The sequence below is a fragment of the Chelativorans sp. J32 genome (assembly GCF_000518985.1).
Lineage (GTDB): Bacteria > Pseudomonadota > Alphaproteobacteria > Rhizobiales > Rhizobiaceae > Chelativorans.
The window spans coordinates 124,139-150,639 of sequence record NZ_JAEQ01000006.1; the positions used below are offsets into that span (position 1 = coordinate 124,139).

The following is a 26,501-nucleotide window of genomic DNA, read 5'->3' on the forward strand; positions in this document are numbered from 1 at the left end:
CTCAAATTCCACATCCCCGATGGAATCGTATCGCTATAGAAGGCGATATAAGTATGATGCTTGTGATACGATTAATACGATTTGCAGAAGGTTACGCGCCTGTCAATGGCCGACATGTGAACGAGCCTGCATTGAGGCAATAAGAGGTTCGACTTGTTGCGCTGCAGTGGGATGGCCGAAATTCCGCGCGATTGCATGGTCGTTAAGGGCAGGCAAGCCCACTCGCATCTAGCTGCTTATCCGCCAAAGTTTCTCTTATGCTCCGGATAAGTGAAACGGACTGTTCATTATCCGATACATTGGGAGACTTAATTGTATCATTCGGAGGGTCGGGTGCTAAGCCAGGGCAATGCGTTTTGGAATGGTCTGCTTCTGAGCCATGCGCTCTTCGAGCGGGATGCGTCCGAGGGGACCGAGCAAAGATATCTGCACGGGGTTCGACCAGCTTTCTCTAGAGTTTCTCGAAGCGGACGAGCTGTGCCTCCGCCGCGCGACGACAGTGGCGCAACCGCCGCGATGCTCCTGCTTGCGCTGGCTTTCCTCCTGATCGCGGTTATGGAAGCGGGGGCCGGGGTAGGGGTCATAAGGATCGATGTGCGTCTGAGCGGCGGAGAGCCGTTCGAGGTCGCAGTGTTCTATCCCACTGATGAAGGAACAGAGATCACCGCAATCGGCCCCTATGATGTCCGGGCAGAAATCGACGCCCCCGCATCTACAGGTTCATTTCCTCTGGTCGTGATTTCGCATGGATCGCTTGCGAGCATGCTCAGTCATCATGACTTGGCCAGTTACCTCGCCCATAGCGGTTTCGTCGTCGCCGCCGTCGAGCACACCGGCGACAATTACAAGGATCGAAGTGGGCTAGGAAGACTGGAGAATGCATCGAACCGCGTGAAGGAAGTGTCGGCTGCGATCGACGCTTTGCTTGAAGGTCCGCTCCGCCGGATGATTGACGCTGGTCGAATAGGGGTCGTCGGCTATTCTGCCGGTGCGACGACCGCGCTTATGCTGGCTGGCGCCACACCTGTCTTCGAAGCCCTCATTGATTACTGTGCAGGGATGAGTCGCCGGACCGCGCTTTGTGAGGCGGGTGGGCGGCGCATTCCCGGTTCAGCGCCCTTGCAAGTCTTGCCGGACAGGCGGATTGGTGCGGTCTTCTTGCTGGCGCCGATCGGGGCCGTCTTCCCGTCGAAGAACCTTCCTGTCACGATTCCCGTCGGCATTGTAGCGGCGGGTTCGGATCAGGAAGTCCCGTTGGAGCAACACGTCGAACCGCTGGTCGAGGGCCTTTCCAATCTCGTGGTCCTCGATGTCATCCCCCTTGCAGGGCACTCGGTTTTTTTGGCGCCGTGCAGCGACCGGCTGAAGGCAGTGGAAAGAGAACTCTGTACTGATCCGCCGCTCGTTGACCGCGTCCGCGAGCATGCCCTCCTGAACGCCCTGGCGCTTTCGTTCTTCCAACATGCCTTCCGAGACGGCGGATCAAGCCAGATGGACGAGCAGAAACCATGAGTTCTTATGGACTCTAGAACAAATCGTCAGAACTGCAGGGTTCTCATTCTTGCGGGCTGAAAATGACGGAGAGGCGGACTCCCGCTCCTACGACCAGTATCGATGTAGACGCTCCTGAGAGAAGGGTCCGACCATGAGGTCGCCTGTCTTGGATGAATCCAAGTTGGTTTTGAGCTGATGGTTGCAGCAACCCTTCGGATGAACTCCGCCGTATCGACGCTCAAGACGTTGGCTTCGCGATAGTGACACCCAGCTTTCCCTGCGGTGCTTGCGTAAACTCCGCGCCCATCTCCTCAAGTATGCGCCTGAAGATCAGTACGGTTTCGTCCGGGCAAGACGCGTTGCCGTTTTCAAACCGTGTGACGGTAAGGCCGGACACGCCGGTCAGCCGCGCCAATTCGCGCACACTGACCCGCAGTCCGGCTCTCGCCATCCGGCATTGTGCGGGAGTGATGAGCCTGGACGCATCGAGAGAATTATTCCGGCTCATCTCTATACGGTCGCGATCCTCGTCATCGAATGTTCCTCGCGCTCAATGTCACGGCAACGGATCGTTGCATCCGGACGGTTGATCGCATGAGCCACAGATCAGCTGGCATGTTCTTCAACTTCCTGCCGATGTGCAGTTCCTGGGCGGGTTGGCGCCTGACCAGCCTCATCGGACAACCGGCGCTGGCCAAGGAGACGCATGACCGCCAGGAAGAACACAGGCACGAAGAGGACCGACAGGATAGTCGCCGTAATCATCCCTCCCAGCACGCCCGTACCGATCGCGTTCTGGCTCGCCGCACTGGCACCCGAAGCGATGGCAAGCGGCACCACGCCGAGGGTGAAGGCGAGTGACGTCATCAGGATCGGCCGAAAACGCAGTTGCGCGGCTTCGACGGTCGCCTCGAAGAGGGATTTGCCCTCCGCCAGCAGATCCTTCGCGAATTCCACGATCAAAATCGCGTTCTTCGCCGACAGGCCGATGATCGTGATCAGGCCCACCTTGAAGTAGACGTCGTTCGGCATGTCCCGCAGCGTGACGGCGATGACGGCGCCGATCACGCCGAGCGGAACGACCAGGATCACGGAAAGCGGAATCGACCAGCTCTCATAGAGGGCGGCGAGCAGCAGGAAGATGAAAACCACCGTCAGCGAAAGGAGCATCGGCATCTGATTGCCGGACTGGATCTCCTGCAGCGACTGACCCGACCACTCATAGCCGAAACCTTCCGGCAGCTCGCCGACGAGCCGCTCCATCTCCTCGATGGCTGCGCCCGAGGAATAGCCAGGCATGGCGTTGCCGCTGATGCGCAGAGCCGGATAGCCGTTATACCCAACCACCTGCGCCGGCCCTTTGCTCCATTCGATGGTCGCGAAGGAACGGATCGGCACCATCCCGCCATGGCTGTTACGCACATTGAGGTTCAGGATGTTGTCGGGCTGGAGGCGATGTTCGGAGTCCGCCTGGATAGTAACCCTCTGCATACGTCCTGCATTGGGGAAATCGTTTACGTAGGCCGATCCGAGATTCGACGAGATCGTGTTGTTGATGGCCGAAAAACTTACGCCGAAGGCCTCCGCCTTCTGGCGGTCGATCAGCAGACCGACCTCCGGGATGTCGGGCATTCCCTCGATGCGCAGGCCGGTCACGATCGAACTCTCATTGGCCGCAGCAATGAGCTGGGCGCCGGCCGCGCTCAGTGCCTCCTGGCCGAGACCCGCACGATCCTGCAGGCGGAAGGCGAAGCCACCCGTCGTGCCCAGGCCCGCAATCGGGGGCGGCGACAGGGCAAAAGCAATTGCGTCCTTGATCTGCATCAGCTTCATATTGGCGCGCGCAGCCAATGCCTCGGCGGAATTCTCCGGACCGCGCTCCGCCCAGTCGGTGAGGGTGATGAACGCAAGGCCGGCATTCTCGCCCGCCCCGCTGAAGCTGAAGCCGCGAACGAAAGCGGTTTGATCGACCGCTTCTTCTTCCTTGAAGATACCTTCCACCTGATGCTGGACCGCATCGGTGCGGTTTGTGCTGGCACCGGCAGGAGCCTGCATATCGACAAGGATGAAGCCCTGATCCTCGTTCGGCAGGAAGGATGAAGGCAGGCGCAGGAAGCCCCAGCCGAGCGCGGCGATGAGCACGAGATAGATCACCATAACCCGGCCGACGCGGCCGAGCAGCCAGCGAACGCCGCTCGTATAGGAGCTGGTCGTGCGTGCGAACCCCCGGTTGAACCAACCGAAAAAGCCCTTCTTCTCCTGCCCATGCCCTTTGATCGGCTTCAGGAAGGTTGCGCACAATGCAGGCGTGAAGGAAAGCGCCAGCAGCCCGGAGAAGGCGATGGAGACGACCATCGTCAGCGAGAACTGCTGGTATATCACTCCGACCGAACCCGGGAAGAAGGCCATTGGAATGAACACAGCCGCAAGCACCATCGTGATGCCGATAATCGCGCCGCTGATCTGTCCCATTGCCTTGCGCGTCGCCTGGACTGGCGAAAGCCCCTCCTCGGCCATGATGCGCTCGACATTCTCGACCACGACGATCGCGTCATCGACGAGGATGCCGATGGCAAGCACCATGGCAAACATGGTCAGTACGTTGATGGAGAAACCGGTAGCCCACATGACCGCGAACGTACCCATGAGAGCTACCGGAACCACGAGCATCGGGATGATCGTGTACCGGAAGTTCTGCAGGAAGAGGAACATCACGGCGAAGACGAGCACCATGGCCTCGAGCAGCGTATGGACGACCTTCTCGATCGAAACAGCGACGAAGGGCGAGGTGTCATAAGGAATGACATACTCGATCCCCTCGGGGAAAAACCGCGCAAGCTCATCCATTTTCGCGCGCACGGCCTCGGCTGTAGCCATCGCATTGCCGGAGGGCGAAAGCTGCACGCCGATACCAGCCGCCGGCTGGCCATTGATACGGGTGGAGAAATTATAGCTTTCGGCACCCACCTCCACGCGCGCGACGTCGCGCAGGCGCACGGTTGAACCATCTTCATTGGCTCGCAGGACGATCGAGCCGAACTCCTCCGGCGTGCTGAGCTGTCCATCGACGCGGACAATGGCAGTCGAGCGGGAAATCTCGCTCGGTTGTGTGCCGATGCTTCCGGCCGCCACCTGGGCGTTCTGAGCCGTGATTGCCGCCGACACATCGGCCGGCGTAAGGTTGAGACCCACCATCTTGTCGGGGTCGAGCCAGATACGCATGGACTGCTGGCTGGCAAAGACCTGTGCTCGGCCCACGCCGTCGATGCGCTGGATCTCGCCAAGGATATTGCGGTTGATGTAGTCGCCAAGCTCGACCGCGTCGCGGGAGCCGTCATTCGAGATCAGGCCGACCATCATCAGGAAGGATGATCCGGCCTCCATGACCTGGACGCCCGTGCGCCTCACGATATCGGGAAGACGCGCCTCCACCCGCCGGATGGCATTCTGAACGTCGATGGCGGCCTTGCTGGAATCCGTGCCCGGTTCGAAGGTGGCATTGATCTGCATCATGCCGGAGGAGTCGGAGGTGGACTCGAAATATATCAGACCTTCGACACTATTCAGCTCATTCTCGATCGGGCGAGTGACGCTCTGATATATGTCTTCCGGGGCGGCGCCAGGATAGATGGTGTAGACCGTGATCTGTGGTGGCGCGACGCTGGGATACTGCGCTACGGGCAGTTGTGGAATGGCAAGCAAGCCCGCAAGCAGGATGAAGATTGCGACGACCCAAGCAAAAACCGGGCGGCCAATGAAGAACTGAGCCATTTGCTGTTTCTCCTCAGTCGGCCGCTCTGTCGGAAGACTTAGCGAGTGCCGTATCGCCCTTCCCGTGAGAATCCGTAGCGTCGTCCTTAGCCGAGGCCAGAGACCAGGGCTCGGGCACGACCGTCGCGCCGGGCGCAATCTTCTGGAAGCCTTCGACGATCACACGGTCGCCCTCTTCAAGCCCTTCGCCGATGACCCAACGGTCCTCGAATGCGCGGGCGACCTGCACCGGCCTAAGCTCGACGACATTCTCGCCATTCACGACATAGACCTGCGCCGTGCCGGAAGCATTGCGCTGCACCGCCTGCTGCGGAACCGCGATCGCCTTCTCCTGGACGCCCTGCTCGATCTGAACGCGGACATACATGCCCGGCAGCAGGTTTCCGTCGGGATTGGGGAACTCTCCCCGGAGCGTGATCTGCCCGGTGCTCTCGTCCACGGTTGCTTCTTCGAAGAGCAGGCGGCCGTGCTGGGGATAGGGCGTGCCGTCGTCATAGAGGAGACGCAGGCGCGCCTCGCCGGAGGCGACCGTGGACAGCTCGCCGGCCTCCAAGGCGCGTCGCAGCGCCAAAAGTTCGTTGGCCGACTGCGTGAAATCGGCGTAGACGGGATCGAGCTGCCGGATTGTCGTGAGCGCCTGCTGCATGGTAGAGCTGACCAGCGCGCCTTCCGTGACATTGGCGCGGCCGATCTTTCCTGAAATCGGCGCGGTCACTTCCGAATATTGTAGGTTGAGCTGGGCTGAAGCGAGGCCGGCTTCAGCGATCGCCACCTCCGCGTTAGCTTGAGCGAGCGCGGCGAGCGAGCTATCCAGCTGCTGGCGGGAATTTACGCCGCGCTCGGCGAGCGAGCGCTGCCGGTCCGCATCCTGTTGCGCTTGCTTCTGAACCGCCTTGGCGCGCTGCAGGGTCGCCTCGGCGCTCTGCACTTGCACCTCGAAAGGGCGCGGATCTATGCGGTAAAGGACGTCTCCCTTCTCCACCAGGCTTCCCTGGGTGAAGACGCGCTCGAGAATGACGCCGGATACCTGCGGCCTAACCTCTGCGATCCGGGTTGGAGCGATGCGCCCCGGTAATTCGTTCAGAACAGGGATCCGCTCGCGATCCACCTGGACAACCGAAACTTTGGGTGGGGGAGGTGTGCTCCTCTCCTGCGCACTATCGGCATCGCTGCAGGCCGCAAGGGCGAGTGAAACGAAAATGGCTGAAACGGCACGGAATGCGTTTTTTGAGGTAAGCATGATACGACTGCCGAGATGAACGTTGAGAGGAAAAGACGGAGCGTGGGAAGCGCTCCGCCTGACTTGGGAACCAAACATGCCTGCGCCTGCAGGATCGAGAAGGTTCGCTACATTCTCTTTCCCGATGCGGGCTCGGAGGGCAGATCATGGATAAGAAAGGATTTCGCTTGTGCCGCCCTATATATACGTTCATGATTGTTTGTAAAGAGAGCGGCAGCGGGAGAGGAAGAGGAATTTTCTGAATGCGAAGAACCAAGGCAGAGGCCGAACAGACTCGCGAAAGCATCCTCGATGCGGCCGTCGACGTTTTCTTCGAGAATGGGGTAAGCCGTTCCACTCTCGAGCAAATTGCCGTTCGCGCCGGCGTGACCAGAGGTGCCATCTATTGGCATTTCAAGGACAAGGTCGAGATCTTCAAGGCGCTTCAGGACAGCATTCGGCTGCCTCAAGAAGATTTGATCGTTCACGCCGCGGAACACGGGCATGAGGATCCGCTGACCGTCGTGGAGAGTGGGTGTCTTTCGGCTTTGCAGCTTTTCGAGGAGGATGAGCGGCAGCAGCGCATCATGGCGATTCTATCGCAACGCTGCGAATATGTGGGCGAAATGGCGGGCTTTATCGCCAGGATCGGGGAAGCGAACCAACAGATGCTGAACCATATCCGCCGGCTCGTGCAGATGGCTTCGCAAAACGGCTCGCTCCGATCCGAGTGGCAGCCTGAAATCGCCGCCCGCGCGCTTCAATGCACGATGACGGGCCTGATACACGAATGGCTCCGCAACAATCGCGAATTCAGCCTGACCGAGGTTGGTGGCAAACTCATCGGCGAATTGATGACTTGCTTCCGTGGGCGCAACCGCGCCGAGAATGCCTCCTCACCTAATTGAAGCTGGCCCACGGCATCGTCCGGACAGAGCGGCCGTCAGCGCGACCTTCCGAGTGCTGGCCGTTTATTTATCTTCAGTCGTTCAAGCACACATTGATATTTGCCGGCAATCTTGAGATGAATTGACCTGTGCCTGTACGGAGGCCAGGGCAGTTCGAGTTCAAGTCGCGCCGGATATTGGTGCGGCTTTCGTGATCGTCGGAGGCGAATTAAAACGAGACTGCTGGATAAGAACCGTCACTGGTTTCTAATCTATTGCGATTGGATCGGGTGATTGACAGCCAGCAGATATCAACCGCATTATTCCAGCCAGCGGATAGCTTCGCATTGGGGGACTCAGTTGCGGTGCGTTTCCAATGACGCCATAGAAAATCCGATTGGCGATTGCGAGGCTGCCTCGCTTGTCGCTCGGGCACTCTGTCATCCGCACACCGACGTCCTTTACCGAACTCGACGAAATCGCTCGATCCTGCGCCATCTGCTCCTCCAGTCGGTTGCGTCGATAGCGCTTCTTTGCCTGGGTGAGGCGCCGGCGTAGGCCGATTGCGTCTTAAACGGCGACACCGTGACCTGCTCCGGCTTTGATGCGGACGGATTTACAATCGTCCCGCCTCCACCTCCCGGCCCGACCGTCGTGGTGGAGGTGGAGCCAAGCGCAACTGTGAATGGGCCGTCTTTTATCGACGGTCTTTCATCTCTTATCTTCAATAACAATGGACAGATAAACGGGAACGTCACAGTCACCAACAATGGCGACTTCGTTCGACCAGAACGGCACTTTCGGTGGTAGCGTACTCTCGGTAACCGGCTCCGGACTGAACAGCTTGCTTGTCAGGGCCTATCGTTCCGTCGACACCGCCACCATGTCGGGTGCGCGAAACGAGATCGAAAATTTCGGCGTTCTCAATAACGTGGTGACTTTGAACGCCACGATCTCCAACACCATTATCAACCGGACCGGCGCTGCGATCAATCAGCTCAATCTTTTTGGGCCTTCGAACACCATCGACAATGATGGGCTGTTCAACCAGGGCCTGATTTTCAGCAACAACCATACCGCTTCGAGCCAAGTCGACAACAACATAACGAACAGGGCGAACGGTGTTATCAATGGTCTCAACAGCACCGGCACCGCCCATGACGATGTCGACAATTCCGGCACGATCAACGGACCTGTCAATCTTGGCGGTGGCAGCGACGCCTTCGTCAACCGCGCTCAAACCAACGGTTCGGTCAATCTGGGAGAGGGCGCGGATCTCTTCGCTCAGGTGAGCGGCACCATCTGCTGCACGGTGAATCTCGGCGAGGGCAATGACAATGCATTTGTTTTCGGCGGGGTGATCAGCTCGGATTTGCAGGGAGGCGGAGGAAGCGATTTCCTTGGTTGGACAGGCGGCCGGATCGTCGCCGGCATCAGGATGGGCGAGGGGGATGATCGGGCGGTATTTTCGGGCCTGGATGCAACCAACCTGACCTCCGGGCTGGCGATCGACGGTGGCACGGGCTACGACCGACTGCTCTGGTACGACACCGAAAACGGCCCAGGCGTCGATGTCGCCCAAATGACCTACTGGGAGAGCGTCGAGCTCTATCTCGATTCCCAGCTTACGTTTAGGAACTACAGCACGCTGACATTGGGTGATCCTGCAACCGGGACGGGTTCGCTCTCGATCGACAGCCGCAGCTCCGTACTCGCCGGCAATGGAACTCACGTCGTAAGACCTTGGAGTCCGAGCGCTCTCGCCAGAGTCACAAATGCCGGCCTCATCGACCTCACAAACGGCCAGGCGACGGCCACCGATAGGTTCACGATCTTTGGCGACTATGTCGGCCAGAACGGCCGCCTCAACCTGCAGACCGTTCTAGCCGGCGACGATTCTCCGTCCGACCAACTCGTCATTCAGCGCAATTCGTCCGCGGCTTCCGGCCCGACGGCATCTGGCCTGACTGCCATCGGCGTGTCGAACCTGAATGGTCCCGGCGCCATGACAACGAGCGACGGCATCAGGGTTGTGGACGCCGTTGACGGCGCAACGACGACGGCAGGGGCTTTCACGCTCGGCCAACGCGTTGCCGCAGGTGTGTTCGAGTATCAGTTGTTTCGCGGCGGCCTGACGCCGAACCCCGCGAATGACGACGATTGGTTCCTGCGCTCCAGCGTGATTTCGCTTCCGCCTTCGCCTCCTCCTCCGGCACCACCGCCACCACCACCGCCGGTTACGCCGCCAATATTGCTCCCGGCACCGGCGCCACCACTGCCTCCGCCTCCTCCGCCCCCACCGCCGCCGCCATCGGTAGAGCCGGCGCCTATACCAACGCTGCCGCCAGCGCCACCACCCCCGGCGCCTCTACCACCCCCGGCGCCGCCTCCTCCGTCGCCACCGCCTATCGATCCGCCCGCGCCACCGCCTCCGCCGGCGCCTCCACCACCTGCGCCCCCGCCGCCGGTGCCGCAGCCGCCATCGCCCCCGCCGCCAGCAGAGTCGCCCGAAATCCCGCTGATCCGCCCCGAAATCCCTGGCTATACCATTGCGCCGGCAGTCGCCCAGAGAATGGGCATCGCTGCGCTCGGCACCTTTCACGAGCGGCGGGGCGATCAGTCTTTGCTGGACAATTACGGGACCGTGCCCGGCGCTTGGGCACGGGTCTTCGGCGAAACATCTGAGCAAGGGTTGTCCGCGAGCGTCGGAGGTCTGGGATACCAGCTCGATCCGCAGTTCGATGGCAGCATCTGGGGCCTGCAAGCGGGCCTGGATCTGTTAGGCTGGGAACATGACGATGGCAGCCAGGATCGACTCGGTCTGTTCTACCTACATACCGAGGCGAGTGGCGATGTGAACGGCAACACGCTGGCCCTGTCCGCTACCCGATCCGGCACCCTCGAGTTCGAGGAAAATGCCCTGGGAGCCTACTGGACCCATATTGGCGCTCGGGCTGGTATTTGGATGCCGTGGCAATGGCTGCATGGCTCGATGGCGATACAGTATCGGATCTAGGCCTCAGAACGGATCTTTCCGGCAACGCCTTCTTGGCCTCGCTTGAAGGCGGCTATCCCTTCGCGCTCGGGAGCGGCTGGACGCTCGAGCCGCAAGCTCAGCTCATATGGCAGCGAATCGACCTGGACGACACGCGGGACAGGTTTTCCAGCATCGATTACGAAGCATTCGAAACATGGACCGGACGGCTCGGCTTGCGACTGGAAGGGGACACGAGACTGAACGGCATGCCGGTGCAGCCATTCGTCGGTGTCAATCTCTGGCATAACTTCTCATCCAGCTACGCCGTGGAATTCAATGACCGCTCGGTCACGACACATCTGGAAGGCACATCTGTGGAACTTCGTGCCGGGCTTTCAGCTCAGATATCGCAAAACGTCGGTGCCTACGGCGCCCTGCATTTCAGCACCGACCTCGACGGCAACGACCATCAAGCATATGGCGGCAATATAGGCCTGCACATCAAATGGTAGTTTCACCGTGAAAGAGCTTACCGCGTATGTCGTCGATGGGCACGATGTGCGGATCAGGCCGGCGCCGCTCGAGCGGGAATGGATGGACAACACCGACCAGCGGTTTGCCTACCGCTGCCTGCCGCTTAACATCGCCAATGCGCATGGCTGGGAACTTTTATGCACGACCGCCTTCTCAGCCATCTGGGACGGCCGCCCGAGCATTGATGCCATACGTCTCAAGTCAAGCCACTCGGCGAAACGTCCCCAGCCATGAGCCATTTCGGGAACAGGATCCTGACCTTCCACGTCCCGTGTCTTTTCCGGACCGAGCCTGGGATCGATCTCTTCGTGACCGGGCCGCTCAACAGGCCGAAACGGGATAGCAGCACTCTCAGGCATCGTAGAGACAGATTGGTCTCCGTATACCCTCACCATGAACTGGAAGTTCACGCGTCCAAACCAGCGCGTGCATTTCGAGGTGGATGAGCCCTTTTGCCACCTCTTTCCCCTTCAAAGAGGCAGTCTTGCAAGCGTGACGCCGATGGTCCGCAAGCTCTCCGATGATAGCGATCTCGAACAGGAGTTCAGAAATTGGTCGGAAAGCCGCAACGTCTTCAATGTCGATTTAGGAAATCCCACCTCCAAGGCGGCTCAGGACAAGTGGCAGAAGGGATATTTCAAGGGAATGAATCCCTCAGGCACGCCAGCCCCTGAAGGTCATCGCAGTCGGCTGCGCCTGCAGCCGTTTAAACCAGTATAACCGAGGCCGTGGTGCCTCGCTCTTCCGTCTCGGCGATCCGATCAAGGTCACTCCGCGTCCTGCTCAGTAAACGGCGATCCGCCGGTCGCCCAGCGACTCCACCCTGATCTCCGTTTCGTACATATCGCTCAGCAACTGCTGCTCGATGATCTCCTCTGCGGTGCCGTTGGCGACGATGCGGCCGTTCTTCATGGCGACGATGTAATCGGAATAAGCGGACGCCATGTTGATATCATGCAAGACAACGATGATGGCCTTGCCGAATTCCCTGGCTGTGCGGCGGATCAGCCGCATGATCTCCACCGCGTGCTTGATATCCAGATTGTTGAGCGGCTCGTCCAGCAGCACGTAGTCGGTATCCTGGCACAGGACCATCGCCACGAAGGCGCGCTGCCGCTGGCCGCCGGAGAGCTCGTCAAGGAAGCGGTCGGCAAAGGCCTCGAGGCCCAGAAAGCCGATCGCCTCGCGCACGTGCCGCTCGTCTTCGACCGTGTAACGCCCCTTGGAGTAGGGATAGCGGCCGAAGGTGACGAGATCACGTACGGTGAGCCGCGCCACCAGGTGGTTGTCCTGTTTGAGCAGGGAAAGGCGCCGGGCCAGCTTGTCACTGGGCGTGCTGGCGACATCGAGCCCGTCGACGCGGATCGCGCCCTTGTCTGCCGGCAGCAGGCGGCCGATCATCGACAAGAGCGTCGACTTGCCGGCGCCATTCGGGCCGATGATGGACGTTACCCCTCCCGCCGCGAGCGTGAGAGAAACGCCGTCCACAACAAGTGTGTGGCCATAGGCCTTGCTGACAGTCTCGATCTCGATCATCGAGCCACTCCTCTGACGACCAGCAGGATGAAGAAGATCCCGCCGGCGAATTCGATGATGATTGAAAGCGCGGTGTCGAAGGCGAAAACCCGCTCCAGGATTACCTGACCGCCGACGAGGGATACGACCGCGATGAGCGCGGCGGCAGGAAGAAGGACGGCATGCCGGGCCGTGGGCAGCAGCAGATAGGCGAGATTGGCCACGAGCAGGCCGAAGAAGGTGACCGGGCCGACCAGCGCCGTCGAGACGGCTACGAGCACCGTCACCATGGCAAGGACGAAGGTGACGGTCCGACGGTGGTCCACGCCCAGCACGATGGCATTTTCCCGGCCGAGCGCCAGGATGTCGAACACCGGCAGCATGCGCCAGGCCATGATGCTGACCATGGCGACCGCTGCGCCCGAAATAGCGAGCAGAGTGGTGTCGATCGTGTTGAAGCTGGCGAACAGGCGGTCCTGCAGGATCAGGAACTCGCTCGGATCGATCACCCGCTGGAGAAAGCTCGCGATGCTGCGGAACAGGATGCCGAAGATGATGCCGACCAGCATCAGGAAATGAAGGCTGCGGGCGCTGCCGGAGAAGAGCCAGCGAAAGAGCAGCCCGGCGAACAGAACCAGCGCGGCAACCTCGAAGACAAAAAGCAGTTGCGGATTCGTGGCCGAGACACGGCCCGCGCCGAGGAAGAAGACAAGCGCCGTCTGGATCAGGACATAGAGGGAGTCGAATCCCATGATGGAAGGTGTGAGGATCCGGTTGCCCGTAACCGTCTGGAACAGGACTGTCGAGACGGCGATCGAATAGGCGACGAGCACCAGCCCGGCCAGCTTGGCGCCGCGGAACGGGAGGATGAAGTCCCATCGGCCTCGCGCGCCGAGCGTCATGAAGGCGAGCGCAGCGGCGAGTGCCAGAAGGACAAGCACAAGCATGACCGCCCTCGTGCGGAGCCGCCTAGCATCAGGCGACACGGGCGTTCCTCCGCAAGAGCAGGTACAGGAAGAAGATGGCGCCGATCACGCCCATCACGGTACCGATGGGAATTTCATAAGGGTGGATGATCAGCCGCCCCAGGATATCGCAGGCAAGCACAAAACCGGCACCCAGAAGAGCCACCCAGGGCAGGGAGCGGCGCATATTGTCCCCCATCAGCATGCTGACCACATTGGGCACGATCAGGCCGAGAAAGGGCACGACGCCCACTGTGACCACCACCGCTGCCGTCACGGTGGCGACGATCACCAATCCGAGCGTGACGACCCGGCGGTGATTGAGGCCGAGATTGGTCGTGAACTCCTGCCCCATTCCGGCGACCGTGAACCGGTCTGCTGCGATATAGGCGAGGAGGGTGAGGGCTGCGGCGCCCCAAAGCAGTTCGTAGCGCCCGCGTAGGACGATGGAGAAGTCCCCCGTCGTCCAGGCGCCGATGGATTGAAGAAGATCGAACCGATAGGCGAAGAAAGCCGTGGTGGCGCCGATCACGCCTCCGAGCATGATGCCCACCAGTGGCACCATGAGGACGGACCGCAGGGGGATCGCCCTCAGGATGCGCAGGAAGAGCGCGGTTCCGGCGAGCGCACAGCCTGCCGCGACGAGCATCTTGACTGCCACCGGCGCGTTTGGCGCAAAGAAGGTGACTAGCAGCGTGCCGAAGGTGGCCGACTCCACCGTGCCAACGGTTGACGGTTCAACGAAGCGATTGCGTGCCAGCATCTGCATGATCATGCCAGCCACCGCCATTCCCATCCCTGCCAGGATGAGCGCGAGCGTGCGCGGAAGGCGGCTGATGAGAAGCACCTGCGCTGCCTTTCCCGCGCTACCTCCATCGATCAGCCCCTGGAGCGACACGCTTGAAACGCCGACGAAGAGGCTGGCGCCCGCCAGTGCGAGGACAAGGAGGCTGGCTGGCACGAGGCTGGCTGGCGAAGTGGGGTTCACGGCACTCTCATCAGAGAAGTTCGAAAAGAAAAGAGAAACGGCCGGCGCTCAGGCCGGCCGCAGGCGTTCTGCCGGACGGTTATTTGCCCGATATGGCTTTGGAGATCTGCTCTACATTCATCTGCATTGCGGTGAGACCGCCGCCCACGAGATACCAGTTGGGCGCATTCAGATATAGAACCTGTTCCTTCTGCCACGCCGTTGTCTGTCCGACAAGTTCGTTGTCGAGCAGCTGCGCCGCCGATTGGCCCTCCTGGCCGATTGCCGCGTCCCTGTCGAGCACGAAGAGCCAGTTCGGATTGGTCTCCATGATGAATTCATTGGAGATTGCCTGTCCGTGCGTGCTGGTCTCCAAGCCCTCTCGGGCGGGCGTGAAGCCGAATTCGCCGTAAATGATGCCGAAGCGGCCTCCCGGCCCGTGAGCGCTCATACGGCCGCCGGTGGTCAGCACGACAAGAACCCGCCCCGCATCCTTGCTCGCCTGCTTCAGGTCGCCGATCGCATCGTCCAGCTCCTTAAGCTGCTTCTCGGCTTCCGCTTCCTTGCCGAAGATGCGGGCGAGCGTTTCGACGTTCTTGCGCATGCTTCCGAGATAATTCTTCTGGTCGATGGTGAGGTCGATCGTCGGTGCAAGCTTGGCAAGCTCGGAATATTTGGCTGCGGAACGCCCGCCAACGATGATGAGGTCTGGCTCGGCGGCGTTGACGGCTTCGTAATCCGGCTCGAAGAGCGTGCCAATCTTGGCAAACTCATCGGAATTGTACTTAGCCAAATGTTCCGGCTTGGTCCCGGTGGGCACGCCGTCCACCTCTACGCCGAGCGCGTCCAGCGTATCGAGCGACGCCAGATCGAAGACGAGGACCTTCTCCGGGTTAGCGGTGACCGTCGTTTCGCCCTGTGCATGCTGGACGACGATATCTTCGGCCTTGGCCGAGCTTAACGCCGATGCCAGCGCAAACGCCAGCCCGGCAAGAACCATGGTGTGCTTCATCATTGTCTTTTTCTCTGCCTGCTCCTGGGGAATGGTCAATCAGTCGTCCACATGATCGTGCCCGCCGATGCGGCCGGGACGCCAATAGCCTTCGGAAAGGATCTGTTCGCGGGTAAGTCCTCGCGCGATCAGGTCCCGCCGCTGGCGGCGTACATTGCAGGTCTCGCCGATAATGTAGGCCTGCCCGCGGCCGGCCGGCAGCGTGAAGCCGGCGACCGCATCCGCCATGAGTTCGCTCGGCCCGGGCTCTTGTACGCCGCGGTGGACCCATCGAATCTGAACGTCAGCCGCACTTGGAAGCGCTATTTCGCCGGAAGGTCCCGCAACTTCGATGAAGACGAAGGCCCTGGCGCCGGCGGGCGCGGTTTCCAGGATATGAGCGATCGCCGGGATGCAGGTTTCATCGCCGGTAAAAAGGTGCCAGTCTGCATCGGGTTGAAAGACGGTACGGCCTCGCGGACCGCGGATCTCGATCGTGTCCCCGGGCCGGGCTGAGAGCGCCCAGCGCGGTCCCGGCGTCTCCCCGTGCTTCAGGAAATCGACTGCGATGGTTCCTGCTTGCCGGTCCATGGACCGTATCGTGTAGTCCCGCCGCCCGAATTCGCCGTTCCCGGTGGGGATCATCATCACGATAGCCTGGCCAGGCAGATACTCGAACGCGCTGTGCGTTGGCAGCCTCAATCTTACGCGGCGCATATTGGGCTCGGTGTCGAAACTCTCGACCACGGTGAGCGTATAGGCGGGGAGTTGTGGTCTGGCGGGCGTGTTTGTTGCTTGCGTCATGGTCATATCCCAGGCGGCGGCAGCCGCTAGAAAGTTGTGGTGAGGCCCACCCACAGGCGTCGCCCCTCGACCTCCGTATTGAAGTCCGTCGCTTCGATCTTCTTGTCGAAGAGATTGTAAACGGCGCCCTTCAGGGTCACGCTGTCGTTGAAATCGAAGGAAGCACCGATGTCGACCAGCATGTAAGGCTTGTATTTGCGGCCGGGCGCGCCATTGATGGTCACGGGCGTGCCGTTGGTGCCGATGCGTGCACCGGCGGCGATTTCAGACCCGTGATAGGTCGCATTCGCCCAGAGATTGAGCCTCTGGGTGGCCATCCAGTCGCCTCTGAGGCTCGCCTGGTGCTTCGGCGTGCGGGCAAGCGGGAATCCGGCATAGTCGCCCGTCTTCTGCTCGGAATCCGTGTAGGTGTAGCTGCCGCGGAAGGTGAGCGTTGGCGTTGCCTCCCAGGTAGCAGCCAACTCCACGCCCCGGATCGTGGCATCGTCCACATTGTAGTGATACCAGAGCCGATAGTTCGGATCCTCGCTCCAGCGGACGGGCACCCCGTTTGCGTCGACTACCAGTGCATTGGCGATCTTGTCGCGGAAATCCGTGTAGAAGAAGGTCGCACCGGCCGAGAGCCCCGCATAGGAATCCCAGAGCACGCCGATTTCATAGCTGGTGCTCTTTTCCGCCTCGAGGTCCGGATCGCCGATGATCACGCCGCAGGTGCCGTTAGGCCCGTAGCTGCAGCCCGCCCCGCCGGTCGTGTAGGCATAACCCGGCGCGATTTGCCGGATCTCCGGCGCGCGGAAGCCGGTCGATACGCCGCCTTTGATGGTAAGGTTGTCCGTGGCGTGCCAGACACCATAGAGCCGCGGACTGAAGTGGGACCCGTAGGCTTCGTGGTGATCCATTCTGAGGCCGCCGGTGAGGCTGAAGCGATCATGGATGCGCCACTCGTCCTCCACGAACAGCGCCCATTGCGTCGCCTCGAAAACCTCGTCCACACCCGTGCGGCGGCCGGGATTCTGGTCTGTCAGGTGGGTATGAAACACCTGCCCGCCGGTAACAAGCGTGTGGTCCCCAAGGGCCGCGAAGGGGGTCGTGAATTTGCCGTCGAGCACGGTGTTTAGGATTTCCGGCGAACGCGGGTTCTCGACGAACCTTCCTTGGGCAGGCGTGTGGGTGTAGGTGGTGCGTTCGCCCCATTCCTGCTGCAGCGAGAATTCGGAGGTGGTTTGTCCCCAGCGCCCCACATGCGTCGCCGACCAGTGAGCCCGGTCGTGGTCGCGATAGCTGTCACTCTGGTTTGCGGCTATGGACTCGCCGGCATGGGACAGGCGGCGCGCACGGGTGAAGCCGCCTTCGAGATAGATGTCGTGGTTTTCGTTAGGTGTGAAGGTGAGACGTCCGTTGATGTCGCCCTCTCGTGCTTCCGAAACACCACCGTCAAAGGAATCCTCGTCGCGAAGCAGGCCTCTGCCCCAGACCTGCAGACCGAGATAATCGTTGATGACCGGACCGCTCGCATAAAAGGAGGTCTGGCCGGAATTGCCGTAGCGCGCGTGCTGCTGCAGTGTGCCCTCGACCGTCACGCTGCCGGACCACACGTCGGAGACCTTGCGCGTGATGATGTTGATGACGCCACCCATCGCATCGGAACCGTAGAGCGAGGACATCGGACCGCGCACGATCTCGATCCGTTCGATTGCGCTGATTGGCGGGACGAAGCTCTGCTCGTATCCGGCGCTCCCATTAGGGCGGGAGTCACGTGTGCTCTGGCGCTTGCCGTCCACCAGGATGAGCGTATACGCGCCAGGCAGCCCACGGATATAGATGTCCTTCTCGTTCGCGACGCCTGTAACGGCCACGCCCTGTACTTCCTTCAAAGCGTCGGTCAGATCGCGGAAGGCGCCGTTTTCGAGATCCTCGCGCGTGATGACGGAGATGCTTGCGGGTGCGTCGGCGACGTTTTGCTCGAAACCGGCCGCCGTGACGACGAGGCGTTCAAGCCGCGTCGTCTCTTCCGCCTGCGCAACGGCAGGCGTCAGGGCGATCACGAAAATTGCTGCATTCAGGCCACAGCTGCGGATATGCCTGTAAACCAAGGCGTCTCTGGTGCGTGCAATGTTGCGGCCAGTCATGATGTTGCCTGCGCTGTTAAAACATGAGAGTTTCACTCCTATTAAGTTCGTCTGAAATCGGGTCAACGATGATCTTTGAGAACGATTCTAAATTCGCTGCAGCGCAACAATGCGAGCGGCAGGCTGCCTGCGGGTGTCGGCCATGAATTCCGTGGTGAGAAGCGGTGCCGCGCGTACGGCAGTGGCCGACGAACGAGAGGCGGACATTGAGGCGGCTGCCGGCAAGATGAGCCGGTTGCGGTTTCTCATCGCGCTCGATGCCCTTCTGGTGGAGGGCAGCGTGAGCAGGGCGGCAGAAAGGCTGGGTATTGGCACGCCTGCCATGAGCCGTTTGCTGGGGCAGATCCGGGAGATCTATGGTGACCCCATCTTTCTGCGCCGGGGCCGAACCATGGTCCCGACGCCCTTTGCAGAACAGCTGCGGCAGAGGCTGCGGGCCCTTGCGACCGAAGCCGAGGCGCTGCTCAATGCGAGCGGCCGCATGGAACCCGTTGCAACTGCTCCGGCGCGCACGAGTTTGCCGAGGCCTCTCCTAAAGGCGCCGCCTCTCGCGATGCGCCAGACTGTTACCCTGGAGGGCGAGCCCACTCCGGAACAGCTTGCCCTAAGGCTGAACGAGATTGCACAGGACGCCGAACCGCAGCGGCGACTGGCAAAGCACATCGCCACGATCGGCACCGGTCCCGGCCACTCCCGCCCGCTGACGATGGAGGAAGCCGAGGAGGCCATGTCGATCGTCCTTGCGGGCGAGGCGGATCCGATCCAGATCGGCGCGCTCTTCGTCGCCCTGCAATATCGCGGGATCGTCGCTCCGGAGCTCGCGGGGCTGGTGCGCGCCGCACGGCAAATGGCAGGGCTCCAGCCGCCCGGATCGGCGGCTGCTGACCTAGACTGGCCGGCCTATCTGTCGCCGCGGCGCGGCAGCGCCCCTTGGTTCCTGTTCTCCGCCAAGCTCCTGGCGAATGCAGGCAAGAGGGTCCTGCTGCACGGCCTGGATGGCCGGGAAGCCTATCTCGATACGGCCTTGGCATATCTCGGGATCAGGGTCTGCGGCTCGGTTGGCGAGGCCCGGTCCCGCCTTGAGACCGACCGGATCGCGTTCCTGCCACTTGGCTCCATTTCCGTGCAGTTGCGGGCGCTTATGCAACTCTATGCGCTGTTCGAGATGCGTTCCCCGCTGAACCTTCTCGTCCATCTCCTCAATCCTCTGGGAGCGTCGGCGAGCCTGTTGGGCGTCCCGGGCCACTCCTATCGGGAGATCATGCGGGACGCCGCCGCGCTTCTCGGCTGGCAGGATCTGACAATCATCTCCAACAGCCGTGACGTCGCGCAGGCCATGCCGCCCCGTGCGATGCCCTTGGTCCACCTTTTTGATGGGGAACCGGAGGAGAGCATCGTCAAGTCTGCGGCACGGCAGGAGCCGCACCGCGCCAGAACAGGCATGAACACCATGGAGTTCTGGAGCGCCGTTTGGGAGGGGGCTGCGCGGGACGAACATGCCGTTGATGTTGTGGTGACGACGACGGCCATCGCGCTCTGCTTGCTGGAAGGGAAAGGGATGGCGTGGGACGATGCTTACGCGCTGGCGAAAAGGCTCTGGAGCGAGAGGACATGAAATCGCGACCCGCGACTTTCATCAGGTCCAACGCTAAGACGCATCTCTGCGCTTGATTGGCTTAGGAGGCTGGAAACGTCGTCAGGTTGAGATGCCGGGAGACGGCAATTGCCATGTTCGCGGCGACATCCGCCTTCTACGATGTCGTCGAGTTGCTCGAGTTGGAGCGCCTGCGCGGCAAGACCGTGCTCCATGAGGCGCTGGCTTGCGGCCGCTGTTGCCGCCGAGGGGAGTTCCCGATGAAGCGGGTAGCCGAAGCACTCCAGGTCTCCCGCTCCAACCTGATCGACAGGAACAAGCGGACGGAGGAAAGCCCGCGGTTCCTACACCAAGACCGAGGACGAGAAGCTACTGCCGCTCATTCGCCGCTTCGTGGACGAGCGGCCGACCTATGGCTATCGCCGCATTACCGCGCTGGTGAACCGCGAACTGGCGGTAGAGGAACTGCCTGCCGTCAACCGCAAGCGGGTGCACAGGATCATGCAGCAGGCGACGCTCGTGCTGGAACACCATACCGGCCGGTGCGAGGGCCGCGTCCATGACGGCAACCCTTTGCCGGACGCCACCACGGTGCTACGGCAGATCGCCGGATGGATCGATGACTACAACGAGATTCATTCTCACTCAGTCCTCAGGATGCGCTCCCCAAGGGAGTTCATCCGGGCTCAAACCCAAACAGAGCCGGACTTTTTTCCGTTCATACGTCACAGATCGAGATGTTCGAGATACCGAGTTTGCGGCTCGTGAACCGTCGTGTGGAGGGCTACGGCTACATCCGCACCGGTCCGCTGCGCGCGCCGATGAATCCGTCGACCTACTTCGCGTTCGAAGACCATGGACGAGCTGGCCTACGCGGCCTAGGTGGATCCGTACGAGTTCCGCAAACGCAACATTTCGCATTCGCGCTGGCTCGACGTGCTCAAGGCGGCAATACGCGGCGAAGTGGACGCCGCGTGTTGCCGCGTCCCAACTCTCGAATGCGGACGTCGTGACCGGCCGCGGCATCGCGCTCGGCACGTGTCACGGAGCAAGCCTTGCGCTCTGCGAGGAAGTGAAGTTCAACCAGACGAACGTCACGAGTTTCGATTGGGCTTTATATCAAACGCTGCGCCACGCCGAATATCCGGCTGTCACGCCGATCGTCGTGCAGCAGCTGAACGAACAGAGCACCAGGGCAGGCGAAGATGTCACGCCGGCAGTCGTTGCGGCGATCGGCAACGCGTTCTTCGATGCGGCGGAAGGATTCGGCGATACCTGTTGACGCCGGCGCGTGTACTGGCCGCGCTCAGCGCGTAGGCTCACAGTAAAGGGAGTTTTTCTGACGGGTGGCAGCGGCAGATCACGATGTTTGCCGGGCATAAACGTGGCAGGGTCCACGTCGCCGCCACCTCCGTATAGGCGTCCGGGCCGTCTCGAACCAGCTTAAATCACCATTCGCTCGGCAGTTATCGTGCCAGCTCGTGTCACCCAGGCGAAGCCTTGTCCCGACGCGGGCGCGCTTTTCAGCACGGAGGCAAATGCCATTGGGCGGCCGTCCGAAAGGTTTGGGCCGGTGCTGCGGACAATAGCCACCGGTCGGCCGCCGCTGTAGAGGAAATCCCCCGCCCGGGCCGATACCGAGCCCGGCGCGCCGCAGAAGAATCCGAGTTCCTCCGGCGCTGCGATGAGCTCGTTCGCCGCTTGCCCCGAGGCACGGGGCGCGAGGCCCGCCTCTTCCGGCAGGGATGCCGGTCCAAAATCCGTGCCCCATTCGGGCAGACCCGCTTGCAGGCGGTGAACATCGAGTGCGGCAAGGCCGAAATCGAACACGTCGAGTTCACGACCGAATGCATGAAAGCGCTCGTGGATGCCGACCAAATATTCGGCCGGCATGTGGACTTCGAGCATCGGGAAGCCGTAGGTTTCACGCACAAGCACGCGCGCTGCCGTGAAGGCAACCTCCGTCTCGACGATGCGGTCGGGTGTGGAGAAGTCGCTTCCGGAAAGGGTGGCGGCAAGTTCAAGAGCCTTTGCACCCGCCACGAGCAGGGCGGCGCTGGAGGCGGACACGTTTCGCAGCTCAACCGAGCCGCCGGGGGGAAGCGCCTGGCTCAGCCAGGCATGGCAGCGCCGCTCCATTCGGCCCGGCGCGGTCAGGAAGAACGAGTCCCTGGCGATCCGGCCGATCGTGACCACCGCCGCGATGGCGCCGCGATGGTTGAGGAAAGCTGCTGTCGCAGCGGCGCCGGTTTCCGGCAACCCGCCGCTGGAGAGCCGCTCAAGCCACGCGGCTGCGCCCGGACCCGCGACCTCAAATTTTGCTGACCCCGTGAGGTCGCAAAGCCCCACGCCGCCAAGCAGCCGGCGCGCCTCATTGGCGATCGCGCTCCATTCCTGCGCGTCGCCCTCCGCACCGGCGTCGGCGTTGTCCGGAAACCATAGCGGTACCTCCCAGCCAAGGCGCACGCCGAAGTGGGCGCCTTTCGCCTTGTGGGCATGGTAGAGCGGCCCGACGCGGCCCGGGCGGCCCGCCTGGCGCTCGGCCGCCGTGTTGGTGTCGGTCGTGCCGAAATTGTGGCCTTTCTCCAGAACCGCGCGCACATAGCGCTTGTTGGCATAGGGCCCGAAGCGGCTCACGTCGATGGGGGACGTGTCGAGGCTGGGCTCCCCCTCGACGATCCATTCCGCGGCGAGGAAGCCGATGGCCGCGCCCTGGGTGATGCCGCTCGCCCAGGCAACGGCCACGTGGAGATTGCGGAAGCCGGCGAGGGGGCCCAGCATGCCATTCAAGTCCGGCGTACGGCTCGTCGGGCCGCAAACCTCGCTGCGCACGCCCATCCGCTCCAGCACCGGCACGCTCGACAGCGCCTCGTTGAGGCTGATCGACACGCGGTCGAGGTCGATCGGAAATAGCTCCTGGCCGAAGGTGGGCGGAATGCCGTTCTCGAAGCAATAGACCGTATGCTGGTCATGGACGCCGACGACCAGCCCCCGCCCGAACTGCCGGACGTAGAAGGGTGCCGCGAAATCGTGGGTGAGCGGAATCTCGAAGCCAAGGTTCTGGTACTCCTCCGGCAGGTCCTCCATCACGAGATATTGCCGCTCGATGGTTACCATCGGCAACTCGTAGCCGAAAGAGCGGGTAAGCTCCGGCGCCCACATTCCCGTGCAGATGATCACGTGCTCGGCGGCGATCTCGCCCTTGTCGGTGATGAGCAGCCATTCCCCGCTCGGCCGCTGTGCTAGGCTCTCGACCTTAGTATGGCGAAAGATCTGCGCCCCCCTTGCGCGGGCGGCCCGCGCGAACGCGTGCGTGGCGAGGCTCGGGTCCATGTAGCCTTCATCAGGTGCCCAGGAGGCGCCGATATATTTGTCGAGGTTGAGAAGCGGATTCCTCTCGCCGAGCCCCTCGCGGCCGAGGATCTCGTAATCGATGCCGGTATAATGGGCGATCCGCTGCTTGGCCTTCAGCCTCTCCAGCATCTGCGGTGTGCGGGCGACCCTGAGGCAGCCCGCCTTATGAAAGCCCACGGACTCGTCTTCTTCCTGCTCGAACGCGCGATAGAGCTTCTGGCTCAGCATGTTGATGCGGTTGAGCGCTGGCGAATCGTCCGAAAGCAGTGTGTTCGCGGCCGCATGCCAAGTGGCCCCGGCCGTGAGCTCGTTTTTCTCCAGGAGAACCACATCGGTCCAGCCCATGCGGGTGAGGTAGTAAAGTACGCTGCACCCGATCACGCCGCCGCCGATAACCACAACCCGCGCCGTGTCCTTCATGGCTCTCTGCTCCAAAATTAATCCACTGAATAGATTTAAATATCGGCCCTTGCAACCGAGGGCAAGGGGCTAAGGCACGCGCCTGTTCCAAAACAGCACCATGATGCCGATCAGCACGATAAACGCGATCTGCAGGACGGAGACCGCGGAGATTGTGGGATCCACGTCGATCTTGATGTTCTCGAACATTTTCTGCGGCAGGGTCGGCTGGAAGCCTGAAAGGAAGAGCGCCACGACGAGATCGTCGAATGATGTGATGAAGGCGAAGAGCGCGGCTGAGAGCATGCTGGGCGCTATCTGCGGCAGTACGATGCGGGTGATCGTCGCCCATCGCCCCGCGCCGAGGCCGTAGGCGGCGAGTTCCTGCGTGCTGTCGAATTCGCGCAGACCCGCCGTGACGATGATCACCACATAGGGGAGCGCGAGGATGGTGTGGGCGGCCGCGATCGCAGTCGCGTTGCCGGTGAAGCGCCAGCCGGCGAACAGATAGTATATCCCTACGGAATAGACGATGACGGGCACGATCATCGGGGCGGTGAAGGCTTTTTGCATGAGCGCCGCGCCCGGCACCTTCTCGCGCACGATCGCCAGGGCGAGAGCCGTTCCGAGGAAGAGGGAGGCGGCGGTCGCCATCAGCCCGATGCGGAGGCTGAGCAACGTCGCATCGATCCAGGCGCCGTCGGTGAAGAATTTCTCGTACCACCTGAACGAATAGCCGGGCGACGGAAAGGTAAGATAATTGGCGTCGGTGAAGGAGAGCGGCACGATGACGAGCATCGGCGCCACCAGGAAGAAGAAGCTGGCATAGGCCCAGAGCGTCAGGGCGATCCGGCCGGGGGAGAAGCGGCGGCGCATATAGGCCTCCTTCAGCTTTCGTCCACGGCGCGTCCGCGCAGCACGCGGTCGCAGGCCCAGTAGAGCATGATCGTAACGGCGAGTAGCACGGTTGCGAGTGCGCTCGCCATCGTCCAGTTCACCACGGTGCGCACCTGCTGCTCGATCAGGAGCGCGATCATCATCACGCGTCCGCCGCCCAGCACGGCGGCCGTGGTAAAGGAACCAAGCGTGAGGATGAAGACGAGCGTGGCGCCCGCCGCGATGCCGCTGCGGCAGAGCGGCAAGTGCACCCGCCGGAAGATGTTCCAGCCATTGGCGCCGAAGAGGGAGGCGGCCTTGAGAAGGTCACCGTCTATCTTGGCCATGCTCGCATAGAGCGGCAGCACCATGAAAGGCAGCATCACATGCGCTGAGCCGAGGAGTACGGCAAAGCGCGTGTTGAGCAGGGTAAGCGGCTCCTCGACGAGGCCCAGCGCGAGCACGAGCTGATTGATGAGGCCGTTGCGGCCGAGAATGATCGTCCAGGCATAGGTCCTGACGAGTTGGCTCGACCAGAAGGGGAGGAGTATGAAGAAGAACGCCACGAGCCGCGCCCGCCGCGATAGTGTCGTGACGTAGAAGGCGAGCGGGTAGGCGATGATAAGGTCGATTACCGTGACCTGCAGGGCGATCGAGGCCGACTGGATGAAGACGCCGCGGTAGAGTCCGTTCGTCAGCACCTTCTCGTAGGAGGTGAGGGGAGAGCCGGCGAGGCTGCGGCCGATCACCTCTGCCATCGGCAGGACGAAGAAGAGCGCGAGATAGGCGATCGCGGGAGCGGCGAGCAGCAGGCCGGCGAAGCGGCGCGGGCGGAAGCGGCGGGCATTCCCCACGAAGGTCCCTGCGGCACCGGAAATCTCGCTTGCCACCTCGCCCGCCTTTCCCTGAGTTCAGCCGCGAACCGGCACGAGGCGGCAATCGTCGATGGAAATCTCGATGCCCACCGTCTCGCCGCGGTCCCAGGCGCGGGACCGGTCGCTCGCGCGTGCAAGGAGCGATGTGCCATCGGGCAGCACGATTCGGTATTTGGTGGACATGCCGAGATAGACGATCTCGTCCACCCGCCCGGCGGGCGTCCCAGCCTCTCCGGGCGCAACGAGGCGCAGGTTTTCCGGGCGGATCAAGACCTTCACGGCGCCCGGCCCGAATTCCCCACCAGCCTTTCCTCCGTCGACCGGAATGGCGTGGTCAAAGGGTAGCTTCAGCCAATGCCGGCTGCCGCTCGTCTCGATACGGCAGTCTAGAAGGTTGGATTCTCCGATGAAATCGGCGACGGCGGCGTTCGTTGGCCGATCGTAGATCTCCCGCGGCGTGCCCACCTGCTCCACCGTGCCCTTGCCGAACACGGCGATGCGGTCGGACATGATCAGCGCCTCCTCCTGATCATGGGTGATGAAGATCGTGGTGAGCTTCAGCTTCTGCTGCAGGCGGCGCACTTCGAGCTGCATGGTCTCGCGCAGCTTTCGGTCGAGAGCGCCGAACGGCTCGTCTAGGAGCAGGATATCGGGATTGAAGACGATGGCGCGGGCGAGAGCCACGCGTTGCTGCTGACCGCCCGAAAGCTGCCTTGGGCGCCTCGTGGAAAATTCCTCGAGCTCCACCAGCCGCAGCACCTCGGCGACACGCTGGCTGATCTCGTCCCGCCCGCGCTTTCGCATTTCCAGGGGAAACGCGATGTTCTCGGCCACCGTCATATGCGGAAACAGTGCATAGTTCTGGAAAACCATGCCGATGTTGCGCCGGGCGGGCGCCAGATCGGTTATATCCACCCCGCTCACGAGCACGCGGCCCCGGTCGACATCCTCGAAGCCGGCGATGATCTTGAGAAGCGTCGTCTTGCCTGAGCCGCTCGCGCCGAGGATGGTGAGGAACTCGCCAGACGCGACGTCGAGCGAGATATCCTCGAGAACCAAGGCGGAGCCAAAGCTCTTGGAGACGTCCAGAATGCGCAAGGATGTGTCACGCGCACTGCTGGCAGCGAGGCCTTCGATAGCTACGGTCATG

The 26,501-nt window shown here is 61.8% G+C and carries 20 protein-coding genes and 1 pseudogene; 9 read left to right on the forward strand and 12 right to left on the reverse strand.

Annotated elements, in window-relative coordinates:
* Positions 1 to 477 precede the first annotated feature (477 nt).
* Complete coding sequence (locus tag CHEJ32_RS24415) at positions 478 to 1,512, forward strand: prolyl oligopeptidase family serine peptidase (RefSeq protein WP_156936669.1); 1,035 nt, start codon at positions 478 to 480, stop codon at positions 1,510 to 1,512.
* A 588-nt stretch (positions 1,513 to 2,100) separates the two neighbouring features.
* Here CHEJ32_RS24415 and CHEJ32_RS24420 read toward each other — a convergent pair.
* Together CHEJ32_RS24420 and CHEJ32_RS0110845 are read right to left on the reverse strand one after the other, a co-directional pair.
* On the reverse strand, positions 2,101 to 5,265 hold the full coding sequence (locus CHEJ32_RS24420; RefSeq protein WP_051469594.1) for an efflux RND transporter permease subunit: 3,165 nt from the start codon (positions 5,263 to 5,265) through the stop codon (positions 2,101 to 2,103).
* A gap of 13 nt (positions 5,266 to 5,278) precedes the next feature.
* The gene (locus tag CHEJ32_RS0110845) at positions 5,279 to 6,505 is read right to left on the reverse strand and encodes an efflux RND transporter periplasmic adaptor subunit (protein WP_034658202.1); all 1,227 of its coding nucleotides are present in this window, start codon (positions 6,503 to 6,505) and stop codon (positions 5,279 to 5,281) included.
* Between the two features lie 242 nt (positions 6,506 to 6,747).
* Between CHEJ32_RS0110845 and CHEJ32_RS0110850 the strand changes: the two genes are divergently transcribed.
* The 5 genes and pseudogenes from CHEJ32_RS0110850 (at position 6,748) to CHEJ32_RS24430 (ending at position 11,602) form a co-directional block, all read left to right on the forward strand.
* Entirely contained in the window at positions 6,748 to 7,392 is a 645-nt protein-coding gene (locus tag CHEJ32_RS0110850) for a TetR family transcriptional regulator (RefSeq protein ID WP_028033908.1), read from the forward strand.
* Positions 7,393 to 8,140: 748 nt separating this feature from the next.
* Positions 8,141 to 10,387, forward strand: coding sequence for a hypothetical protein (locus CHEJ32_RS27115; protein WP_051469595.1), 2,247 nt, complete (start codon positions 8,141 to 8,143; stop codon positions 10,385 to 10,387).
* The gene (locus CHEJ32_RS26210) at positions 10,348 to 10,860 is read left to right on the forward strand and encodes an autotransporter domain-containing protein (protein ID WP_051469596.1); all 513 of its coding nucleotides are present in this window, start codon (positions 10,348 to 10,350) and stop codon (positions 10,858 to 10,860) included. The genes CHEJ32_RS27115 and CHEJ32_RS26210 overlap by 40 nt, the downstream gene beginning before the upstream one ends.
* A gap of 7 nt (positions 10,861 to 10,867) precedes the next feature.
* Positions 10,868 to 11,116, forward strand: coding sequence for a DUF6065 family protein (locus CHEJ32_RS27910; protein ID WP_256375668.1), 249 nt, complete (start codon positions 10,868 to 10,870; stop codon positions 11,114 to 11,116).
* A pseudogene (locus tag CHEJ32_RS24430) lies at positions 11,113 to 11,602 on the forward strand (DUF6065 family protein). The gene CHEJ32_RS27910 and the pseudogene CHEJ32_RS24430 overlap by 4 nt, the downstream one beginning before the upstream one ends.
* 63 nt (positions 11,603 to 11,665) lie before the next feature.
* Here the strand turns inward: CHEJ32_RS24430 and CHEJ32_RS0110865 are convergent.
* The 6 genes from CHEJ32_RS0110865 to CHEJ32_RS0110890 form a co-directional block, all read right to left on the reverse strand.
* The gene (locus tag CHEJ32_RS0110865; RefSeq protein WP_028033909.1) at positions 11,666 to 12,418 is read right to left on the reverse strand and encodes an ABC transporter ATP-binding protein; all 753 of its coding nucleotides are present in this window, start codon (positions 12,416 to 12,418) and stop codon (positions 11,666 to 11,668) included.
* Positions 12,415 to 13,344: an iron chelate uptake ABC transporter family permease subunit gene (locus CHEJ32_RS0110870; RefSeq protein ID WP_051469597.1), complete on the reverse strand. Its 930-nt coding sequence runs from the start codon at positions 13,342 to 13,344 to the stop codon at positions 12,415 to 12,417. Before CHEJ32_RS0110870 ends, CHEJ32_RS0110865 begins: the two co-directional genes overlap by 4 nt.
* A gap of 28 nt (positions 13,345 to 13,372) precedes the next feature.
* On the reverse strand, positions 13,373 to 14,323 hold the full coding sequence (locus CHEJ32_RS0110875) for an ABC transporter permease (RefSeq protein WP_028033911.1): 951 nt from the start codon (positions 14,321 to 14,323) through the stop codon (positions 13,373 to 13,375).
* 106 nt (positions 14,324 to 14,429) lie between these two features.
* Complete coding sequence (locus CHEJ32_RS0110880) at positions 14,430 to 15,344, reverse strand: siderophore ABC transporter substrate-binding protein (RefSeq protein ID WP_028033912.1); 915 nt, start codon at positions 15,342 to 15,344, stop codon at positions 14,430 to 14,432.
* 36 nt (positions 15,345 to 15,380) lie between these two features.
* Complete coding sequence (locus CHEJ32_RS0110885; RefSeq protein ID WP_034658203.1) at positions 15,381 to 16,124, reverse strand: siderophore-interacting protein; 744 nt, start codon at positions 16,122 to 16,124, stop codon at positions 15,381 to 15,383.
* A 26-nt stretch (positions 16,125 to 16,150) separates the two neighbouring features.
* Positions 16,151 to 18,253, reverse strand: a complete 2,103-nt coding sequence (locus tag CHEJ32_RS0110890; RefSeq protein ID WP_084032762.1) for a TonB-dependent receptor domain-containing protein — start codon at positions 18,251 to 18,253, stop codon at positions 16,151 to 16,153.
* Positions 18,254 to 18,395: 142 nt separating this feature from the next.
* On the opposite strand from CHEJ32_RS0110890, the gene CHEJ32_RS0110895 reads away from it, so the two are divergent.
* From CHEJ32_RS0110895 to CHEJ32_RS0110905, 3 genes are all read left to right on the forward strand, one after another.
* Positions 18,396 to 19,868 carry a glycosyl transferase family protein gene (locus CHEJ32_RS0110895; RefSeq protein ID WP_084032774.1) on the forward strand — a complete coding sequence of 491 codons (1,473 nt, stop codon included), beginning with the start codon at positions 18,396 to 18,398 and terminating at the stop codon, positions 19,866 to 19,868.
* 372 nt (positions 19,869 to 20,240) lie between these two features.
* Positions 20,241 to 20,615: an IS3 family transposase gene (locus CHEJ32_RS26715; protein ID WP_198023850.1), complete on the forward strand. Its 375-nt coding sequence runs from the start codon at positions 20,241 to 20,243 to the stop codon at positions 20,613 to 20,615.
* 241 nt (positions 20,616 to 20,856) lie between these two features.
* Positions 20,857 to 21,129 (forward strand): hypothetical protein, encoded by a 273-nt coding sequence (locus CHEJ32_RS0110905; protein WP_028033917.1) that lies wholly within the window; start codon positions 20,857 to 20,859, stop codon positions 21,127 to 21,129.
* Between the two features lie 161 nt (positions 21,130 to 21,290).
* On the opposite strand, the gene CHEJ32_RS0110910 is transcribed toward CHEJ32_RS0110905, so the two are convergent.
* The 4 genes from CHEJ32_RS0110910 to CHEJ32_RS0110925 all read right to left on the reverse strand — a co-directional run bounded on the left by CHEJ32_RS0110910 (position 21,291) and on the right by CHEJ32_RS0110925 (position 26,500).
* The gene (locus tag CHEJ32_RS0110910) at positions 21,291 to 23,621 is read right to left on the reverse strand and encodes an FAD-dependent oxidoreductase (RefSeq protein WP_028033918.1); all 2,331 of its coding nucleotides are present in this window, start codon (positions 23,619 to 23,621) and stop codon (positions 21,291 to 21,293) included.
* A gap of 69 nt (positions 23,622 to 23,690) precedes the next feature.
* Positions 23,691 to 24,476, reverse strand: a complete 786-nt coding sequence (locus CHEJ32_RS0110915; RefSeq protein ID WP_034658205.1) for an ABC transporter permease — start codon at positions 24,474 to 24,476, stop codon at positions 23,691 to 23,693.
* Between the two features lie 11 nt (positions 24,477 to 24,487).
* The gene (locus CHEJ32_RS24435; protein WP_051469598.1) at positions 24,488 to 25,366 is read right to left on the reverse strand and encodes an ABC transporter permease; all 879 of its coding nucleotides are present in this window, start codon (positions 25,364 to 25,366) and stop codon (positions 24,488 to 24,490) included.
* Positions 25,367 to 25,387: 21 nt separating this feature from the next.
* Positions 25,388 to 26,500 carry an ABC transporter ATP-binding protein gene (locus CHEJ32_RS0110925; protein ID WP_051469599.1) on the reverse strand — a complete coding sequence of 371 codons (1,113 nt, stop codon included), beginning with the start codon at positions 26,498 to 26,500 and terminating at the stop codon, positions 25,388 to 25,390.
* Between the last annotated feature and the right edge of the window lies 1 nt (position 26,501).

What these genes read in the sequence shown, in the direction of transcription:
- CHEJ32_RS24420 (WP_051469594.1), bottom strand. Translation starts at nt 5,265, where the DNA reads ATGGCTCAGTTCTTCATTGGCCGCCCGGTTTTTGCTTGGGTCGTCGCA.
- CHEJ32_RS0110845 (WP_034658202.1), bottom strand. Translation starts at nt 6,505, where the DNA reads ATGCTTACCTCAAAAAACGCATTCCGTGCCGTTTCAGCCATTTTCGTT.
- CHEJ32_RS0110850 (WP_028033908.1), top strand. Translation starts at nt 6,748, where the DNA reads ATGCGAAGAACCAAGGCAGAGGCCGAACAGACTCGCGAAAGCATCCTC.
- CHEJ32_RS27115 (WP_051469595.1), top strand. Translation starts at nt 8,141, where the DNA reads ATGGCGACTTCGTTCGACCAGAACGGCACTTTCGGTGGTAGCGTACTC.
- CHEJ32_RS26210 (WP_051469596.1), top strand. Translation starts at nt 10,348, where the DNA reads ATGGCTGCATGGCTCGATGGCGATACAGTATCGGATCTAGGCCTCAGA.
- CHEJ32_RS0110865 (WP_028033909.1), bottom strand. Translation starts at nt 12,418, where the DNA reads ATGATCGAGATCGAGACTGTCAGCAAGGCCTATGGCCACACACTTGTT.
- CHEJ32_RS0110870 (WP_051469597.1), bottom strand. Translation starts at nt 13,344, where the DNA reads ATGCTTGTGCTTGTCCTTCTGGCACTCGCCGCTGCGCTCGCCTTCATG.
- CHEJ32_RS0110880 (WP_028033912.1), bottom strand. Translation starts at nt 15,344, where the DNA reads ATGATGAAGCACACCATGGTTCTTGCCGGGCTGGCGTTTGCGCTGGCA.
- CHEJ32_RS0110885 (WP_034658203.1), bottom strand. Translation starts at nt 16,124, where the DNA reads ATGACGCAAGCAACAAACACGCCCGCCAGACCACAACTCCCCGCCTAT.
- CHEJ32_RS0110890 (WP_084032762.1), bottom strand. Translation starts at nt 18,253, where the DNA reads ATGACTGGCCGCAACATTGCACGCACCAGAGACGCCTTGGTTTACAGG.
- CHEJ32_RS0110895 (WP_084032774.1), top strand. Translation starts at nt 18,396, where the DNA reads ATGAATTCCGTGGTGAGAAGCGGTGCCGCGCGTACGGCAGTGGCCGAC.
- CHEJ32_RS0110910 (WP_028033918.1), bottom strand. Translation starts at nt 23,621, where the DNA reads ATGAAGGACACGGCGCGGGTTGTGGTTATCGGCGGCGGCGTGATCGGG.
- CHEJ32_RS0110915 (WP_034658205.1), bottom strand. Translation starts at nt 24,476, where the DNA reads ATGCGCCGCCGCTTCTCCCCCGGCCGGATCGCCCTGACGCTCTGGGCC.
- CHEJ32_RS0110925 (WP_051469599.1), bottom strand. Translation starts at nt 26,500, where the DNA reads ATGACCGTAGCTATCGAAGGCCTCGCTGCCAGCAGTGCGCGTGACACA.